The sequence below is a fragment of the Daquilactobacillus linshuiensis genome (genome assembly GCF_052828685.1).
On sequence record NZ_CM128255.1, the window covers coordinates 600,735 to 618,889 of the forward strand.

Genomic DNA, 18,155 nt, shown 5'->3' on the forward strand with positions numbered 1-18,155 from the left:
GAATTTTGTATTATGAATGGAAAAACAATAAAAAAAAATTATTATATTTGTTTTTTTAATAAGTATATTAATTTGTGGATTTAGTTATCATGAATTCAGACAAAGGAACGCTTTCTATTTTGCATATAAAAGTAATCCTACTAACTTTATTAAAACTAGACAAGGACTTATTAAGTCCATTGATAATAGTAATGATAAACAGAGAAAAATTTTAAAAGCAAATGGAGTCGATGTTTATATTCTAATATTTAGTCTTGTATATATTTATTAAATATTTTGCGAGGTAAAAATAGGCACTTTTTAATAAATTTATGAGTGATAATAAGCCTAATATTGTAAACGATTTATTTTTTCTTGACTGTAGATACTTATGTTTGATATCATTGTTAAGTGATAAAAACTAATAAAAAGCATGAGGTATTAATAATATGAGAAAAGCCACAATATTTGTTATTACAGCTTTTAGTATTATTCTAGGAATAATGTCTTTTTCAAAAAAAATAGATGCCGAAACACTAGACATCAAAGGATTAACAAGAAATGAATTTTTTGATTCTTCTGGTATGAGTCACGGAAAATATCATGATAGATACGACTTAGGTAAAGTAATGAAAAAAGGTAGTCAAATTAAAATATCTGCGTCGCAAAAAGGTACTTTGAATTTATTAAATGATGATAACAATACAGAGAAAGAATATAAGATTGGGCCTGAAGAACAAACCATTATAGCTGATTATGATAGTGTACCATTTGTTGAAACACCTATAGATGGTACAAATATAAAAGTTAACTATGAATTTAGTGGAGACACACAGAATTTGGCAATTTTTAATAGTGGTGATAATCAAAAAGAATTTTTAGACAATTGGGAAAAATCAAAATCTTCATTTGCGTTATTTAAAGGGAAAAATTTCAATTATTTTTACCGATAGGTATTTATAATTCAATTAAAAATATGTCTTCATTAAAAGATGGATTTAAAGATATACAGTCCATGATAGATCATTATGATAATGAATTATTTCCATTATATGAAAGATTAACTAAGTTAGATAATTCTAATTCAGAGAACAAATTAGATAATAACAGATTTTTCTTAAAAAATGATGCTCATGGGGCGGGAGGTGCTTTTTATAGTAATAAATGGACAGCAGATTCTTATAAAGATGGAACAATGTGGTTACAAAATCAGTGGGGACATCAACATGAAATTGGACATGGATTTCAGAATGACTTAATGAGACAGCAAGGAATGGGTGAAGTTTCAAATAATATTCTAGGTGCATACTATGATTTTCAAAAATTTGGTATCGATACTGATAATAAAGGCTGGATATTTGATTATGGAAAAAGAGATACTGTGGAAAGCAAATTATCAAATCAATTAAAAGCTGGAAAGTCATTTTCCAAATTAGAGCTTAGAGAAAAATTAATTTTAATTTATTTCTTACTAAGTAAGTTGGATTCTAATGGAGAAGGTATTTCTAAAATAAATGAGTCTTCGAGAAATTTATCACTATTTAATATTTTTAATGATAAAAATTCATTTTTAAGTAATAAACTATTAGGTCTGGCAAATTCTAAAGAATATGATTACAGAAAGGTATTAGATGATTATTCTTTTGATACAAATAAAAAAACATTTCTTTACAATGGATACTTTTCGAGCAAAAAACACGTAGTCGACAGTATAGCAAGTTTAATTGCTCCTGAAAATAGGGAAAAAGTAATTCAAAAGTTAATGGAATTGAATCCTGAAATTAAATCACAGAGTATATATAATTTAGTTACACCTGAAGAACTATTGCCCCTAGGATTGAAAGGACAGGGTAGTGTTGCATTTGAAGGTATCCTTCCAGATGAATTATTGAATACCAAACTAAATGTTTTTGATGGTGATAAATTAATTGCTTCCAAAACTATAACAAATAAGGAGGGAATAGTTTTTGATGATTTACCACTCGGTACATACAGATTAGAATTTGAAGGAATGAAGCCTGGAATGTATATTGATAACGATTATTTAACTATTAGACAACGAGGAGCCGATAAATATAACATAGATTCTGATACGTCTCATATAGAAAAAAGTAATGTTAGTAATTTGACTACAAGTAATGAAATTTTGTTTGAAGGATTAGCAGATGATCCTTTTATGAGAATTAACACGGGATTATATAAACATTTTAGTGCGATTAGAATTGCAACGGACTTTTTTAGAAAAACTCCACACAGTTACTTTGCTGGAGAGAAATATGCTTCTATAAATATAAAAAATGGAGATGAAAACTTAATTGATAAAACTATTTTTGGAGATAGTGAAGATATATTTAAGCAAGTCAATTGGGTAAATAATAATTCTCTAAAGGTAAATTTAAATATATATCATGCTGAACCTAACCGACTAAAAATTACTAATGTAATGGATGAGGAACTATCAGACAAAAGTTCTAAAGAAACTTCTTTTATACTTGATTCTTATGGATTAAGAAATATTAATAATAAAGATAAAATTAAAAATTTGAAATCTTTAATTTTATTTTTTGGAGACAAATATATGGCTGATCCAAATATAAATAGTAGAAGGAATGAGCTAATCGAAGATTTATATACAGCAATTAATACATTACCTGAAAATGAAGCTAAACAATACTTTGATAAATATAAAAAGTTATTTGATTTATATAACTAATAATTTTAACTTATTAAATCTATCTACTTACAAAAGCAGGCGCTTATTGTTTAACAAATAAAATATAGTCTATTGGAAAAATAGGCAATGAAATTTTTAGACTCAAAAATAAGCACTTGTAACGAATTGATATAGTAACAATTGATGTTATTATATCAGTAGTTGCAAGTGCTTTTTTGTATTCTAATATTTAACGAATTTTTGCATTTTGAATAAATGATAAGTACTATACTCTGTTGAAAATAATTGTGAATGAAATGTTACAATACTTATTCTTCTCATTATTTGTTAATATAAATTTAAAAACCTATGAACTTAATCTTTTGCCCAAATATCACCTTTACATATGTTACAAATGGGTAACTTTGATAAAATCAATTAAGGTGACAACGCTTTCTTTGCAACTTAGACAAACATAACTTCCAATGCCTGGAGAATCACCTGTTCTATACACATTATTCACCTCCAAATTTGTTATAACTCCATAATTTTTTTATAATAGATAATTATTTGAAGATATTTAGAAGAATTTTTTAAAAAAATGTATATTTTTTTGAAATTTGAATAAAAAGTTCTTTTGATAAAAATTTTACTTATAATAAATTTGGGCTTATTTTTAAAGAAAATTATAATTGGGTGGGTGAGTTTATGACTAAAAAAGGTGTTCGTCTATTATTATTTATAGTTGTAATTTTTTCAGTGATGATAGGGTATCGATACTATGAATTTAGGCAACGAAATGCATTTTATTTTATGTATAAAAAATATCCCCAAAATTTCGAAAAATTACGCCAAGGACTCATTGAATCGTTAAATAGTGGTAATTTAAAGCAAACAAAATTACAAAAAAATCTTGAATTAGATATTAAAACTTTATCTGATAGAAACGATGTTAAACTAATAAGAATTTCTAATAATGAATATGAAATTAATTTTGAAAATTCTATCAACAGTCCATACAGCATATACGAATTAGACAAAAATATTCATAAAATAGATAGTAATATTCCAGGATATAAAAATAGATATTCCTCTTTATTTCCTGCTAATAACAAAGAAAAACAAGTAAAAAGAGAAGGAATGAAAGTATATTTTTACTCTATGAAAAAACTTTATAAAAATTGGAAATTAAAATAAACTTTTTTTACTATTTTATAATGGTAGATAATTTGTTTTTGAGCTTATTTATATTTAAGGTAAGTAATGAATTTATTAATTACTACTAGTTTAGCTTTTTATTCCATAAAAATAGCTTCAATAAATTAGATGAAACCTAACTTATTGAAGCTATTTAATTTTTTACTACTTTGTATTGAATAGAGATTCTTGAGTTATACCATTTTGTTGAGCAATATTGATGCATCCTGAAGCATATATTTCGTTTCTAAGAGCTTCTTTATAGTTCTTTCTTAATGTGTTTTGAATGTTTTTCATATTAGCATCTAAAAATAAGTCAACTATATCAGCGGGTCCCATTCCTTCAACTTGATGACTTTTTTCATCAAATTCCACTTCGTTTAGTGTTTTTGTCATTGCGAGTAATAGTGCTTCTCTTTCATTTAATGAATATGAAACGTTCATTTCGTCTGCCATTTTAATTCCCCTTTTATATATAAACAATAATCAAAGTTTACAAAATTATTTGAGTTTTAGCAATAACTATGTAGAATTAACTATAAATGCTTAAATAAGGAAATATTAATGACTAAAGAAATAAAACGTTCAATTTATATTCTAATTTTCGGTAACTTTTTAATATGTTTGGGAATTGGTTTAGTAATACCTGTTACTCCTTTTATTAAAAATTCATATCATTATACAACTACTCAAATGGGGTTAATGACATCTTTATTTGCATTAGCTCAATTTATAGCTTCTCCTATTGTTGGACGTATATCGGATAAAATTGGACGAAAACCTGTCATTGTAGCTGGATTATTTTTGTATATGGTATCAGAAATAATATTTGCATTTTCTAATCATATTTATTTTTTTGACGCTTCACGAATTATAGGTGGACTATCAGCTGCTATGTTTGTACCAACATCAATGGCAATGGCTGCTGATGTAACGACTTCTAAAGAACGTGCAAAAGTTATTGGATGGATTTCAGCTGCATTTAGTGGAGGCTTAATACTTGGACCGGGAATTGGCGGTATGTTAGCTGGTATTACATATAAAACGCCATTTTGGGCAGCTGCAATATTAGGATTAATAAGTACTATTTTCACTTTAATATTTTTACCAACAGTTAAAAATATTGATGATGAAAAAAATAAACTTAATAATTCCCAAAATCTTTCATCAATTCTTACTATCCCAATGATTATTTTATTTTCTATGATTTTAGTTTCCTCGTTTGGATTACAAGGGTTTGAAAGTATTTATAGTATATACGTAAATCAAGTCTTTAAATTCACATTGAATACAATAGCTCTGGTATTAACTTTAAATGGTATCATTTCTTTATTTTTACAATTAGCATTGTTTGATTGGTTAATTAGAAAAATAGGTGAGGTAAAACTAATTGCGTATTGTTTTTTGTTTGCTGCAATTTGTGTTGTATGGATTACACAGGCAAAAAGTAAATTTGAAGTGATTATAGCTACATTAATTATATTTTCGGCTTTTGATTTACTAAGACCGGCAATTACCACTTTATTAACAAAATTTGGCAAAACAAATCAAGGGTTAATAAATGGTTTAAATATGTCATTAACAAGTGTGGGTAATATAATTGGACCTATTATGTCTGGAGTATTAATGGATATGAACACTCATTATCCATATATAGTTGTAGCAATTATTCTTTTTATGTCTTATTTAATTACTTTCTTTGTAAGAAGAGTGATTCATCAAAAAGATTTGCGTTAATAATTGTTTAGGGTGTAATAAGATAATGCCTTGTACAATTTTTGAATATGTGCTATATTTTGTTTGTACCAAGTGATGGGGATGATTTGGTACAATTCATATACTTTTAGTTAAGTGATTAACTTAACTACCTTCAATTTACTTCTAATTACTATTCTTTGTTTTTAGAATAGAAAAAAGAGAAACCTTCGTAGGTTTCTCTTTTTATTTTTCTTCTTCATATACTGCGAAGCTATCAAAAGTAGCATTTACAGATTTTGCTAAGTCTTTAGGATTAATAATGATTGATCTACCAATTTTACCAGCTGAAACAGTAATGGTTTTTTCTTTTAAGGCGGTATTATCTATATAGATTGGATAGTTATGTAATGATCTTATTCCTACTGGACTATTTGCACCATGTTCAAATCCACTAGTTTTAACTAAATTTTTTAAAGGAACCATTGAACTGAACCCCAAATATTGGACGAAGTTTTAAGCTACTTTCTGGGATACAAACTTTCGGTACTCTACCGGACTTTTGTATCCCAGTTTTTGTTTTATTCTCACTTTATTATATTTCTCCATCCATGCTGCTACTTCTGAAACTAATTCTTCATAGGTATCAATCTCTTTTTGATGATATATATTAACTTTCAAAATATGAAAAAAACTCTCCATAGCTGCATTATCTAAACACGTTGCTTTTCTTGACATACTTTGAAATATTTTATTCTCTTTAAGTACTTTAACCCAACTTTTATGTTGATATTGAACCCCTTGATCTGAATGTACTGTAGTTCTGTAATCTAATCCTGCTGGTATTTTATTAATACCATCTTTTAAGGTGTTTACTGTAAATTCTACTGTCGGATGCTTACTTATATCCCAGCTCAATATTTCGTCTGAAAACAAATCATAAATACAAGTAAAATAAGCTCTTTGTTTGATACTTTCTTTTCCCCATCGTATTTCAGTGATATCTGTAGTTAATTTTTGATAAGGTCTATCAGTATTAAAACGACGATTAATTCTATTCTTAGCTATTTTACCCACTGTACCCTTGTAAGAATTATATTTCCGTGTTTTCTTGTTATAAGCTGTAGATAGTAAATTCATTTCAATCATTAATCTATAGACTTTTTTGTGATTAACTTTAAATCCTCGATTATGAAGCTCACCTGTTACTGGACGATATCCATAAGTATCATCACTTGTTTTAATATCTTTGATAGCTTCTTTTAATTCTTGATCACTATTATTGTTATCAAGCAGTCTTTTAGAGTTATATTCATAAGTACTTTTAGGCATGTCTATTACTTTAAGGATGTTCTTCAAAGAATATTTCTCTTGCCTTAGTTCATTTACTATTTGTGCTTTTTGCCATCTTGTTCCTGAACTAAGGCCTTTAGTTTTTTTAGATATTTATTTTCTATTTCCAAAAGCTCGTTTTTTTCTCTTAGTTTTTCTAATTCTGTTTTTTCTTTACCTTGTTTAGATTGTTTTTTAGAATTCATTATCTTTGTCCGCCCTTTATTACGGTACAATACTTCTATTCCTTCACAATCTAACTTATGTTGCCACTGCCAAATAGTTCCGGTATTGGATATATTAAAGTGAAGGGCTGTTTGTGGATAAGAAGCATTGTTTTGTTTCATCCATTTTAAAACATTCACTTTAAATGAGCCATCATAAGTTGAAATTGGTGATAATATATTCAACCCATCTAAACCAAACTTTTTATAACGGTCAATCCAGGTATATACTATAGAATCATTTGTTATATGATATTTCTTGATTAGATTTGAAACTCCTATTGAAGTATTGAGATATTCAGTAACAATCTTTAATTTTAATTCTTTAGAATATTTAACCATACAAAAACCCCCGATATTGGATTTGGCCCAATATCGGGGGTTCAGTTCACATACCAATTTTTTTGTTGCCAGAAATTTTTGCTATTTTTTTGTAACTTAAATGCATATCTAATGGTAAAACACCAACTACAGGTCCAGTTTTGTTTCCTGTTGTTACTAAAGTTTTATATATATTATGTTTATTAGTATCTTTATTTATAGACAATGATTTTGTATCTCCGTCGTTAATAGTCTCAAAGGATACAGATTCATAACTAATATTTTGTTTATCCAGTATTTTTTCCACAAGAGTTTTATTAGTACTTTTTTTCTTAGACATTTTTTATTCCTTATATAGTATTAATTATTCTTATAATAACAGAGGTTTAAATTTTAAAAAAATAATTAATATAATAAGCTTCAATATTAATTTTAAATTATAGTAAACATTATCAAAAAAATATGTTACTATGATATATAAGCAATAAGTAATGGAGGATATAATGATGATTAAAAATCTGAAAATGAGTATTACTCAAGATCTAATAAATTTTGTAGATAAATTTGCTACATATGATTTGGTTTTTAATGAGTATATGGAAACAATGAAAAAGATTTCTGATGGTAAAGCGTTAATGTTTGAAAATTTTCAAACATTGAATTGTAATTATCGTAAAAATGTTCAACTGTTTACTTCTGAAACTATAAAAACGATAAAAATTTTACAAAAGAAAATTGACAGTACATCCCTAAATGAAATTATAAAAAGTTTAAATGATTATATAAGTGAACTAAACAAAGTCACAAATTGTGTGGATGAAAATTCACAGAGCTTGGATTTAATAAAACACAAATTAATAGTTGCAAATGTGCAAAATGCAAAAAATAATTTATTTAATTCACTTCAAATGATATCTTCAAGATAATATTTGTTATAAAGACGGAGTTTCCGTCTTTTTTTATTGTGTAAATTTTAGTAATCTATTATAAGAGGTAATGTAATGAATTGGACAAAAGTTGAAGTTAAATTTAATAAAAAAGAGTTGGAAGAAATTATTGGTATTGTTTTATTACAAAATAATGCTAATGGGATAGAATTCCGTGAAAACCAAGACAAGTTTATAATTTCTACATATTTTGAAAATGAGAATATAGAAGATGAATTATTAAAAAAAATAAAGTCTGAAATTATGGAATATAAAAAGTTTGGATTTAACTTCGAATTTTCAGACATTGAAGTATCTAAAAGCTTATTGGATGACAGGACCTGGAAGAATGAATGGCAAAAATATTATCACCCAACGAGAATAAGTAGATATTTAATTGTAGCTCCAGAATGGGAAAGTAACATTAATCTAAAAGATGATGAAAAACTTATAGTGATGAATCCAGGCGAATCATTTGGGACAGGTACGCATGCAACAACATTCACTTGTTTACAAGCTTTGGAAATGATAATAAATGATCAAAAAAGTATGTATGATGTAGGAACAGGCTCAGGTATATTATCAATAGCTGCGCGTAAAATGGGAATTAGGGATATTGAAGCATTTGATATTGATCAAATTGCAGTTGATGCAACAAAATATAATTTTTCTTTAAATTCAGATAGTAACGATATAGTTGTTAAGAAAAATTCATTATTAGATGGTATCAGTGGTAAAGTAGATATTATAGTTGCAAATATTCTTGCTGAAATATTAATGGATTTTATTCCTAATATGGATAGAAACTTGAATCCAAATGGAACTGTTATTTTATCAGGAATTATTAATGAAAAGGAAAATCAAATAGTAAAAGAATTAGAAAAAATCAATTTTTTAGTAGTTAGCGTAATAAAAAAGGATGGTTGGTCAACAATTATTACAAAACGTAAAGAGGATGTTGAAAAATAATGCAACAGTATTTTATAAATCAGAAAATCAATTCTGATGATAGTAATATTTATATTGACGATAGGGAATTACATAATCATCTAATCAAAGTTTTGCGTATGAAAATCGGGGATAATTGTATACTAGTTGATTTACTTCAAAATACATATATTGCAACATTAAAATCTTATGATAAAATTTTGAACTTTGATATTTTGATTGATAAAAATACAATTAATACAGAATTTAAATTTAAACCTATCATTGCTTGCTCACTTTCCAAAAAAGATAAAATAGAATGGATTGCCCAAAAATCAACTGAACTTGGCGCTAAAGAAATAATTTTTTTCTCATCTAAATTCTCTATTATGAAATGGAATTCAAAAAATCAGGAAAAAAAATTAAATAGATTAAATGAAATAGTAAAAAATGCTGCTCAACAATCTCATAGAAAATTAATTCCTAAAGTGAGGTACGTAAATTCATTAGAAGAATTAATTGAAGATTTTTCAGAAGTTGATCATAAATTAGTAGCATATGAAGAAGTTGCTAAAACGGGTGAACCAAGTAATTTAGAACAACAATTAAAAAAAATGGATAAAAAACAGAGCATTATTTGTTTATTTGGACCAGAAGGTGGCTTTGACCCGGATGAAATACAAATGCTGTTAAAAAATGATTATTTAAAAATTGGTTTAGGTCCAAGAATTTTAAGGGCCGAAACCGCTCCAATATATTTTTTAAGTGCTTTATCATATAAATTTGATTTAATGTAGAGGATATAACTGTGAAAGATAGTTTTAATTTTAAAAATTTTATAAAAAAACCAGCGTTTAAAATATTAATACTTTCTATTATTTGGGTTATGGTTATTGTTCCATTACTTGGGCAATTTCATTTAATAAGCAAGACAATGAGAATTAGTATTATTTTTTTAGTTGTAAATAATATTATTTCATTGATTATTGGAAGAGTCGTAAAACTAAAATCCTTAAATAAGAATATAATATATATTTTCCCGATAGTTTTTATGATACAAGTGATATTCAGATATGGTAGTTACGGTTTTTATTTTGGAATAATTTATCTTTTAGTGTCATTATTAACATATATTCTTACAAAATTGAGGTGATATTATGGCCAAAGAAAAGGTGTATACACCAGAAGAAGTACTTGATTTATGTAGAAAATATATGAACAAGGAACATGTTGAGTTTGTAAATAGAGCCTATCAAGCTGCTAAGTATGTTCATAAGGCACAAAAACGAAGCTCTGGTGAACCATATATTGTTCATCCTGTTCAAGTTGCGGCAATTCTTGCCTCTTTAAAAATGGATCCTAAAACTGTTGCGGCAGGGTATTTACACGATGTTGTTGAAGATACCAAGTTAACTTTAGGAGATATTGAAGAATTATTTGGTTCAGATGTAGCTCAAATTGTTGATGGTGTGACAAAACTTTCTAAGTATAAATATCAATCACATCAAGAATTGCTTGCAGAAAATCATCGTAAAATGCTTTTGGCTATGGCAAAAGATTTACGTGTGATTATGGTTAAATTAGCCGATAGATTGCATAATATGAGGACTTTAAACCACCTCAGACCGGATAAACAAAGACGCATTGCTAATGAAACTCTTGAAATATATGCTCCCTTAGCTGATAGGCTAGGTATCAGTAAAATTAAGTGGGAGCTTGAAGATTTATCTTTGCATTACTTAAATCCTCAACAATATTATCGTATAGTTCATTTAATGAAATCTAAACGAAATCAGCGTGTTGAAGACATTGAGACAGCTATTACTGAAATTAAGAATTCACTAGTTGACTTGAATATCAAGTATGAAATTTATGGAAGACCAAAACATATCTATTCTATCTATAAAAAAATGCATGATAAACACAAACAATTTTCTGAACTATATGATTTGTCAGCAGTTAGAATAATTGTGGATTCTGTTAAAGATTGTTATGCAGTTTTAGGCGAAATTCATACAAAATGGCGACCAATGCCTGGCAGATTTAAGGATTACATTGCCATGCCAAAAGCTAATGGATATCAATCTCTTCATACAACGGTAATTGGCCCAAATGGTAAGCCACTTGAAGTACAAATAAGAACCTATAAGATGCATGAAGTGGCTGAGTTTGGAATTGCTGCACATTGGGCTTATAAAGAAGGAAAAGTAGAAGGCGTTGATTTAAACAGTGATGATCAAAAGATAGATGTTTTTCGTGAAATAATTGAACTTCAAAATGAATCTCAAGATGCTACAGATTTCATGAACAATGTAAAAGGCGATATTTTTAGTGATAGAGTGTATGTATTTACTCCAGAAGGAGAAGTTTTAGAATTACCAAAAGGTTCAATTACTTTAGATTTTGCCTATCAAGTACATACAGAAGTTGGAAACCATTCCGTAGGAGCAAAAGTTAATGGCAAAATAGTTCCATTGAATTATCAATTAAAAAATGGTGACATTGTTGAAATGATGACATCTTCTAATGCTAATCCAAGTAGAGATTGGATGAATATTGTCCATACAGCAAGGTCACGAAATAAGATTAAAAGATATTTTAAGAGTAAAGAAAAAGTTGAAAATGAGCAGCTCGGAAGAGAAATGGTTGAAAAACTATTAACTGAAAGAGGCTTTACTCCAAAAGAGTATCTTGATAAAGGTAAACTTTCTTTAGCCATTAAAAAATATGATTTTAAAGAAGACAGTGAATTATTTAGTGCAGTTGGTTATGGTGAAATTTCTGCAGAAAATGTTGTTAACAAAATAACTCACGATGAAGTTTCAAAAAGAAATAATCAGGAAACAACAGAACTTGAAAAGAAAATACTCAATGGTGGTATTGAAAATAATGATGTAAATTCACCAAACAGTAAAATTACAAAAGATGAAGAAGCAGTCACTGTCCAAGGTACAGAAAATTTATTAATACGCCTTGCAAAGTGCTGTAATCCTATACCAGGTGATGAAATTGTCGGATATATTACTAAGGGAAGAGGGGTTACAATTCATCGAGTTGATTGTCCTAATGTTTTGACAGATGAAGCTAAATCAAGATTAATAGATGTTGACTGGAATGATGTTACTAAAGATAAAAGATATATATCTGAAATTGAAGTATTTGGGTATAACAGAAATGGGTTATTAAATGACGTACTACAAATATTGAATTCCCAAACAAATACCTTAAATAATATTAGTGGAAAAATTGATTCAAATAAGACTGCACACATTAGTGTAAGTGTCGGTGTTAGATCTGCGGAACATTTAAATAATATTTTAGATAAATTAAGAAGTATACAAGACGTATATGAAGTAAAAAGAAAGTTGTAATAAAATGAAAGTTGTAATTCAAAGAGTAAAATCAGCTTCGGTAGAAGTGGATAAGAATGTAATTGGAAAAATAGACTCGGGTTTATGTATTTTAGTTGGGATTAAAGATAATGACAATCTAATGGTTGTTAAAAAAATGGCTGAAAAAATTGGTAAATTAAGAATTTTTTCTGATACACAGGGCAAAATGAATCTATCAATAAAGGATATAGGTGGAAAAATTTTGTCCATCTCACAATTTACGTTATATGCGGATACAAAAAAGGGAAACAGACCAAGCTTTGTTTCTGCAGCTAAGCCAGATAAGGCAAAAGATTTGTACGATGCTTTTAATTCACAATTAACAAGTGAAGGAATAGAAGTTAAAAAAGGGAAATTTGGTGCGGATATGCAAGTATCATTGGTCAATGATGGTCCTGTAACAATTGTTTTGGAGTTGAATAATGAAGAATTATAATTTGATATGGGATTTTGATGGGAACTTATACGATACATATCCTGTAATGATGCAGGCATATAAAAAATCAATGTCTAGTTTCAATGTAGACATTACTAAAAACCAATTAAAAGAGGATTACAAATTTTGTAAACTTTATTCTTTTAAAGAGTTATTTAAGAAAAATGAGAGTAGATATGGTATTGAAGCAAAAATTGCAGACGCAAAATACCATGAAATTGAACAAATAATGCAATATAGACCTCATTTTTTTCCTAATGCAGATGAGGTTTTAAAAAAACTAAGTTCTTTAGATAATAGGAACTTTTTATTAACACATCGTGATGAGTCGGCAATAGGCTTTTTAAAAGAAGATAATTTGAAACAATATTTTGAAGATTTTGTCACTTCAAAAAATAAGTTTAAACGAAAACCAGACCCTGAAGCTATTAACTATTTTATTTCTAAGTATGATATGGATCCTGCGTTGACTTTTATGATAGGAGATAGAGATTTAGATTTGTTAGCTGGTATTAATGCTGGCATTAAGAGTATTTATTTTAATGTTGATAACTTTAATGATAATAGAAATGCATCGTATGTTATAAATAATCTTAGTGAAATAATTGATATTTTGAAATAAGCAAAATATTAAAAAAAATTATTGTTTATAATGTTAATAAAAAAAGCATCTTTGAATGAATCCTTGTTGGGAAATCCATTTATAAGATGCTTCTTTTTTATTTGAAATAGTCTACAAGTCCTTGATAGACATCATTAGCCACTTGTGTTTGATATTTGTTTGAGCTTATCTGTTTAAAATCATTATCAGAGTTAATATACCCAAGTTCAAGCAAAACAGAAGGACGATTATTTTCTCTTAATACATAGAAATTACCAAAGTCAGTTCCACGATTATTTAATGTGAGATTATTCAAATTAGAATCGAGGCTTTTTGCTAATTTATAATCTTTTGATTTTTCATAGTAATAAGTTGTTATACCAGAGGCTGAGTTATTAGTATCACTTGAATCAAAGTGAACACTAATAAAAGCGTCTGCATTTTTTTGATTTGACAATCTGGTCCTTGTTCCAAGACTAACCGTATTATTTGAATCTCGAGTTAATATAACATTAGCTCCTGATTGCTCTAATTTATCTTTTATTTTTTTGATGACTTTCAGTGTATAATCTGCTTCATGATTTTTACCATTAATTGTTTCAGCACCAACATCCTTACCACCATGTCCAGCATCTAAAACAATTGTAGCTTCAGATAAATTAGATGCATTTACTTTCACCGGCTTATTGCTATCAGATATAGTTACTAACCAATTAGCAATCCAACCAGTAGTTCCAGATTTTGTTTTTACTTTATACCAGTCACCTTGCTGTGATATAAATGTTAATGTTTGATTAGCGGGTAATGTTTCTAATACTTCTCCCGATGTGTCAGCAATACTACGTAGTTTAGTGTCATTTTCAACGGTAGTAACTGATTTTATATTATCTTCTTTTAGTTTATGTCCAGTATTATTATTAGAATTTGGATTACTTTGAGGTTTATTAATTGTACCCGCCACTTTACCTGTAGTTTCTATATTGTCATTTTGAACCCATCCAACCGTATTTCCATAAAGAATTTGATTCCATCCTTCTTCTTGAAAAACTACGTTAACTTTTTGGGATGGCTGAATTGTTCCAAGAATTTTACTAGAAGTATTATCAGTTGTATAAACATTTGCACCACTTTCGGTAATCACTCCAATGTGATTTGAAGAAGAGCTAACTTCAGTGTTATTTAGTAGCCAACTCGCTACCCAACCAACTTTATCTCCAGATAGTCTTACTTGCCACCAAGAATTCTTTTTGTCGATGACAGTTAATTTATCTCCTTTTTTAACCTGTGTAAGAGAATTATAAGAAAGACCTGGACCAACTCTAACATTAACTGTGTTTGCTTTTACTGTTACAGTTGAAAGATTTGCTAATGCGACAGTTGATGTTGTTGAAATAATTAATAAGAGTGTTATTAATGCAAAAGCACCATAATTTTTTATGATTTTTTTAAAATGATGAATATTTTTATTCATAATTAAAAACCGCCTAAATTGTTTCTACCTATAAGATTAATATAATTTTTGTAACACTTCCACTGTTTATTATAAAATCTTACAAAAAACAAAAAATAAGTATTTAAATATTCTTGACAATAGTGTGAAAAATAAGTAGGTTATTATATATATAGTTAATAAAAGAGCAAGGTAAATCAACTGATTTAGTTGATACAGTTAGATGTTATTATGCCCTTATTCTAATTTAATAGGATAGGGGTGCTTTTTTTATCGGAGGAAGTTAATGAGTTATCAAAAGCCAAAAGGAACAACTGATATTTTACCTGGAGAATCTGAACTATGGCAATTTATTGAAAAAACTGCCGCTGACGTATTTTCAGATTATAGATTTTCTGAAATAAGAACTCCTATTTTTGAACAATATGAAGTCTTTCAAAGAAGTTCAGGGGAAACTTCGGATATAGTTTCCAAAGAGATGTATGATTTTGAAGATAAGGGAAACAGACATATGGCACTTCGCCCTGAGGGGACAGCTGGAGTAGTAAGATCGTATGTCGAAAATAAATTATTTGGTCCAGAGCATGTTAAACCATACAAAGTTTGGTACAAGGGACCAATGTTTAGATATGAACGTCCCCAATCAGGAAGACAACGACAATTTCATCAAATAGGAGTTGAAGCATTTGGATCAACTAGTCCTGATATTGATGCTGATATAATTTCTATGGCAATAAATTTTTTAGCGAAATTCAATATTATAGAATACAAACTTGCTATTAATACATTAGGTGATAAAGAAACTCGACAGAAATATCATGAAGCTTTGATTGAGTATTTAAAACCATTCAAGAATGAATTAAGTGAAGACTCCAAACGTCGTTTAGAACAAAATCCGCTTCGAATTTTAGATAGTAAAGATAAAAAAGATCAAGAAATTGTTAAAAACGCACCTTCAATTTTAGACTTTTTAACTGAAGATTCAAAAGAACATTTCGCTAGAGTAAAAAAAGCCTTGAACTTACTTAACATAGATTATGAAGTGGATTCAAACATGGTTAGAGGTCTTGATTATTATAATCATACAATATTTGAAGTGATGGTAACTGATAAAGCTTTCGACAATAAAGAAACGACAGTAATTGCTGGTGGTCGTTATAATGGACTTGTAGAAGAACTCGGAGGACCACAAACTCCAGGTTTTGGTTTTGGAATGGGTGTTGAAAGATTGATGCTCTTGATAGATCAACAGACAAAGTCAGATATGAGTAATAATTCTCTTGATGTATTTATTGTAACTATCGGCCAAGAAGCTCAAAATGAATCATTAGTTATCTTAGATAGATTAAGAAAAAATAACATTTCTGCTGATAGAGACTTTTTAAATAAAAAAGTTAAGGGCCAATTTAAGATGGCTAACAATTTAAATACTAAGTTAGTTATAACACTTGGAGAAGAAGAGATATTATCGAAAAAAGCATCTTTAAAAATTATGGAAACTGGTGATCAATTGAGCGTTGATTTTGATGACTTAGTTGAAACAATAAAAAAATTAATGAATAATTAGTGCATATTTAGTGACACTTTCCTTTACACGACTATACTTATAGTAAAAGTTAAGGAAGGTGTTTTTTTATGGACAAAAATGAATTAAGAGATAAGTTGACAAAGGAACAATTTGAAGTCACACAAAATGCTGCAACTGAAGCTCCTTTTTCAGGAGAATATGACGATTTTTATAAAAAAGGAATATACGTAGATATTGTAGATGAAACTCCTTTATTCAGTTCTGAAGATAAATATGATGCAGGATGTGGTTGGCCTTCATTTTATAAACCAATTGAAAATATTGTAGAAAAAAGAGATTCATCTTTTGGAATGGAAAGAGTAGAAGTCAGAAGTAAAAAGGCAAATTCACATCTTGGACATGTTTTTACAGATGGACCACAAGAAAAAGGAGGGTTAAGATACTGTATAAACTCTGCATCACTCAAATTCATTCCTTATGATAAACTAGACGAAAACGGACTAAGTGAGTATAAGAATAAATTATTTTAAATTAACCGTATATATAAAACATTTTATGTTAATATATTTTCAGTAATATAAATCACTAGAGGTATTGATTAGATAATGGAAGAAATCGATCGGATTTTTCGACGTCACCAAACTGTTTCAAAATTAACTGTCGCTTTTATTTATGCTATTTGTGTTTCAATTGCGGTTAACCTTTTTTGGTCAGCTGGACACACTTATGGTTCAGGAATAACAGGTTTTTCACAAGTAATTACGACTTTTTCAGAAAAATTTTTACCATATAAATTACCAACATCATTAATGGTTTTTGTATTGAACGCGCCACTTTTTTATTTATCATATAAAAAAATTGGAAAGAAATTCACTTTCTTTACAGCGGTTGCGGTAATTCTATCTTCTATTATGTTGCAGTCAATTTCACCTATTATTATCACAAGAGATCCTTTGATTTGTGCTATATTTGGTGCTATTGCCAACGGATTTGGTACAGGATTTGCTTTGAAAAATGGTCTTTCAACCGGTGGACTTGATATTATCGGTATTATTTTGAGACAGAAAACTGGTAAAAGTGTTGGTACTATTAATATATACTTTAATGTATTGATAGTTATTGCCGCCGGTTTACTATATGGGTGGCCAAATGCTTTATATTCTGCAGTTGGTATTTTTGTTAACGGTCGAGTAATTGATATGGTTTATACCAAAAATCAAAAGTTCCAAGTTATGATTGTTACTTCAAACCCCCAAGAAGTCATTGACGAAATTCAAAAAACAATGCGCCGTGGTATTACTGTTGTTCATGGTGTTGAAGGAGCATATCGTCACGAAGAAAAGACTATTTTATTTACCGTAATTGCTAGATATGAAATGGATCTTTTAAAAGAGGCTATGCAAAATTCAGATCCGTATGCGTTTGTAAGCATTACTGATTCTATAAAAATTCTGGGTAATTTTTACCAATCAACAATTTATTAAGGAGTATTAA

16 protein-coding genes and 2 pseudogenes are annotated in these 18,155 nt (G+C 28.3%); 13 read left to right on the plus strand and 5 right to left on the minus strand.

Going from position 1 to position 18,155, the window contains the following annotated elements; translation table 11 throughout:
• Nucleotides 1-428 precede the first annotated feature (428 nt).
• From ACUV9F_RS03220 to ACUV9F_RS03230, 3 genes are all read left to right on the plus strand, one after another.
• Nucleotides 429-932 (plus strand): hypothetical protein, encoded by a 504-nt coding sequence (locus tag ACUV9F_RS03220; RefSeq protein ID WP_446184246.1) that lies wholly within the window; start codon nucleotides 429-431, stop codon nucleotides 930-932.
• 62 nt (nucleotides 933-994) lie between these two features.
• Nucleotides 995-2,692 (plus strand): putative mucin/carbohydrate-binding domain-containing protein, encoded by a 1,698-nt coding sequence (locus ACUV9F_RS03225; protein WP_446184247.1) that lies wholly within the window; start codon nucleotides 995-997, stop codon nucleotides 2,690-2,692.
• Between the two features lie 648 nt (nucleotides 2,693-3,340).
• Nucleotides 3,341-3,829: a hypothetical protein gene (locus ACUV9F_RS03230; protein ID WP_446184248.1), complete on the plus strand. Its 489-nt coding sequence runs from the start codon at nucleotides 3,341-3,343 to the stop codon at nucleotides 3,827-3,829.
• Nucleotides 3,830-3,994: 165 nt separating this feature from the next.
• On the opposite strand, the gene ACUV9F_RS03235 is transcribed toward ACUV9F_RS03230, so the two are convergent.
• Nucleotides 3,995-4,285 carry a hypothetical protein gene (locus ACUV9F_RS03235; protein ID WP_446184249.1) on the minus strand — a complete coding sequence of 97 codons (291 nt, stop codon included), beginning with the start codon at nucleotides 4,283-4,285 and terminating at the stop codon, nucleotides 3,995-3,997.
• A gap of 108 nt (nucleotides 4,286-4,393) precedes the next feature.
• On the opposite strand from ACUV9F_RS03235, the gene ACUV9F_RS03240 reads away from it, so the two are divergent.
• Nucleotides 4,394-5,566 (plus strand): MFS transporter, encoded by a 1,173-nt coding sequence (locus tag ACUV9F_RS03240; protein ID WP_446184250.1) that lies wholly within the window; start codon nucleotides 4,394-4,396, stop codon nucleotides 5,564-5,566.
• Between the two features lie 204 nt (nucleotides 5,567-5,770).
• On the opposite strand, the pseudogene ACUV9F_RS03245 reads toward ACUV9F_RS03240, so the two are convergent.
• The 3 genes and pseudogenes from ACUV9F_RS03245 to ACUV9F_RS03255 form a co-directional block, all read right to left on the minus strand.
• A pseudogene (locus tag ACUV9F_RS03245) lies at nucleotides 5,771-6,013 on the minus strand (YbaK/EbsC family protein); the annotation flags it as partial.
• Nucleotides 6,014-6,040: 27 nt separating this feature from the next.
• Nucleotides 6,041-7,422 (minus strand): IS3 family transposase gene (locus tag ACUV9F_RS03250; RefSeq protein ID WP_446183171.1). Its coding sequence is split into 2 segments (ribosomal slippage): nucleotides 6,041-6,951 and nucleotides 6,951-7,422, totalling 1,383 coding nucleotides; the frame shifts between segments, so codons are not numbered across the junction.
• Nucleotides 7,423-7,471: 49 nt separating this feature from the next.
• Nucleotides 7,472-7,741: pseudogene (locus ACUV9F_RS03255) on the minus strand (YbaK/EbsC family protein); the annotation flags it as partial.
• Between the two features lie 163 nt (nucleotides 7,742-7,904).
• On the opposite strand from ACUV9F_RS03255, the gene ACUV9F_RS03260 reads away from it, so the two are divergent.
• The 6 genes from ACUV9F_RS03260 to ACUV9F_RS03285 all read left to right on the plus strand — a co-directional run bounded on the left by ACUV9F_RS03260 (nucleotide 7,905) and on the right by ACUV9F_RS03285 (nucleotide 13,704).
• Entirely contained in the window at nucleotides 7,905-8,327 is a 423-nt protein-coding gene (locus tag ACUV9F_RS03260; protein WP_446184251.1) for a hypothetical protein, read from the plus strand.
• A 75-nt stretch (nucleotides 8,328-8,402) separates the two neighbouring features.
• A complete protein-coding gene (gene prmA, locus ACUV9F_RS03265; RefSeq protein ID WP_446184252.1) occupies nucleotides 8,403-9,296 on the plus strand; it encodes a 50S ribosomal protein L11 methyltransferase in 894 nt (297 codons plus the stop codon).
• The gene (locus ACUV9F_RS03270) at nucleotides 9,296-10,051 is read left to right on the plus strand and encodes a 16S rRNA (uracil(1498)-N(3))-methyltransferase (protein ID WP_446184253.1); all 756 of its coding nucleotides are present in this window, start codon (nucleotides 9,296-9,298) and stop codon (nucleotides 10,049-10,051) included. The genes prmA and ACUV9F_RS03270 overlap by 1 nt, the downstream gene beginning before the upstream one ends.
• 360 nt (nucleotides 10,052-10,411) lie before the next feature.
• Complete coding sequence (locus tag ACUV9F_RS03275) at nucleotides 10,412-12,625, plus strand: RelA/SpoT family protein (protein ID WP_446184254.1); 2,214 nt, start codon at nucleotides 10,412-10,414, stop codon at nucleotides 12,623-12,625.
• Between the two features lie 4 nt (nucleotides 12,626-12,629).
• Nucleotides 12,630-13,082, plus strand: coding sequence for a D-aminoacyl-tRNA deacylase (gene dtd / locus ACUV9F_RS03280; RefSeq protein WP_446184255.1), 453 nt, complete (start codon nucleotides 12,630-12,632; stop codon nucleotides 13,080-13,082).
• The gene (locus ACUV9F_RS03285) at nucleotides 13,069-13,704 is read left to right on the plus strand and encodes an HAD-IA family hydrolase (protein ID WP_446184256.1); all 636 of its coding nucleotides are present in this window, start codon (nucleotides 13,069-13,071) and stop codon (nucleotides 13,702-13,704) included. Before dtd ends, ACUV9F_RS03285 begins: the two co-directional genes overlap by 14 nt.
• 97 nt (nucleotides 13,705-13,801) lie before the next feature.
• On the opposite strand, the gene ACUV9F_RS03290 is transcribed toward ACUV9F_RS03285, so the two are convergent.
• The gene (locus ACUV9F_RS03290) at nucleotides 13,802-15,154 is read right to left on the minus strand and encodes an N-acetylmuramoyl-L-alanine amidase family protein (RefSeq protein WP_446184257.1); all 1,353 of its coding nucleotides are present in this window, start codon (nucleotides 15,152-15,154) and stop codon (nucleotides 13,802-13,804) included.
• Nucleotides 15,155-15,419: 265 nt separating this feature from the next.
• Between ACUV9F_RS03290 and hisS the strand changes: the two genes are divergently transcribed.
• The 3 genes from hisS (at nucleotide 15,420) to ACUV9F_RS03305 (ending at nucleotide 18,145) form a co-directional block, all read left to right on the plus strand.
• On the plus strand, nucleotides 15,420-16,700 hold the full coding sequence (gene hisS / locus ACUV9F_RS03295; RefSeq protein ID WP_446184258.1) for a histidine--tRNA ligase: 1,281 nt from the start codon (nucleotides 15,420-15,422) through the stop codon (nucleotides 16,698-16,700).
• A gap of 68 nt (nucleotides 16,701-16,768) precedes the next feature.
• Entirely contained in the window at nucleotides 16,769-17,191 is a 423-nt protein-coding gene (gene msrB, locus ACUV9F_RS03300) for a peptide-methionine (R)-S-oxide reductase MsrB (protein ID WP_446184259.1), read from the plus strand.
• A gap of 75 nt (nucleotides 17,192-17,266) precedes the next feature.
• Nucleotides 17,267-18,145, plus strand: coding sequence for a YitT family protein (locus ACUV9F_RS03305; RefSeq protein ID WP_446184260.1), 879 nt, complete (start codon nucleotides 17,267-17,269; stop codon nucleotides 18,143-18,145).
• Nucleotides 18,146-18,155: the final 10 nt, after the last annotated feature.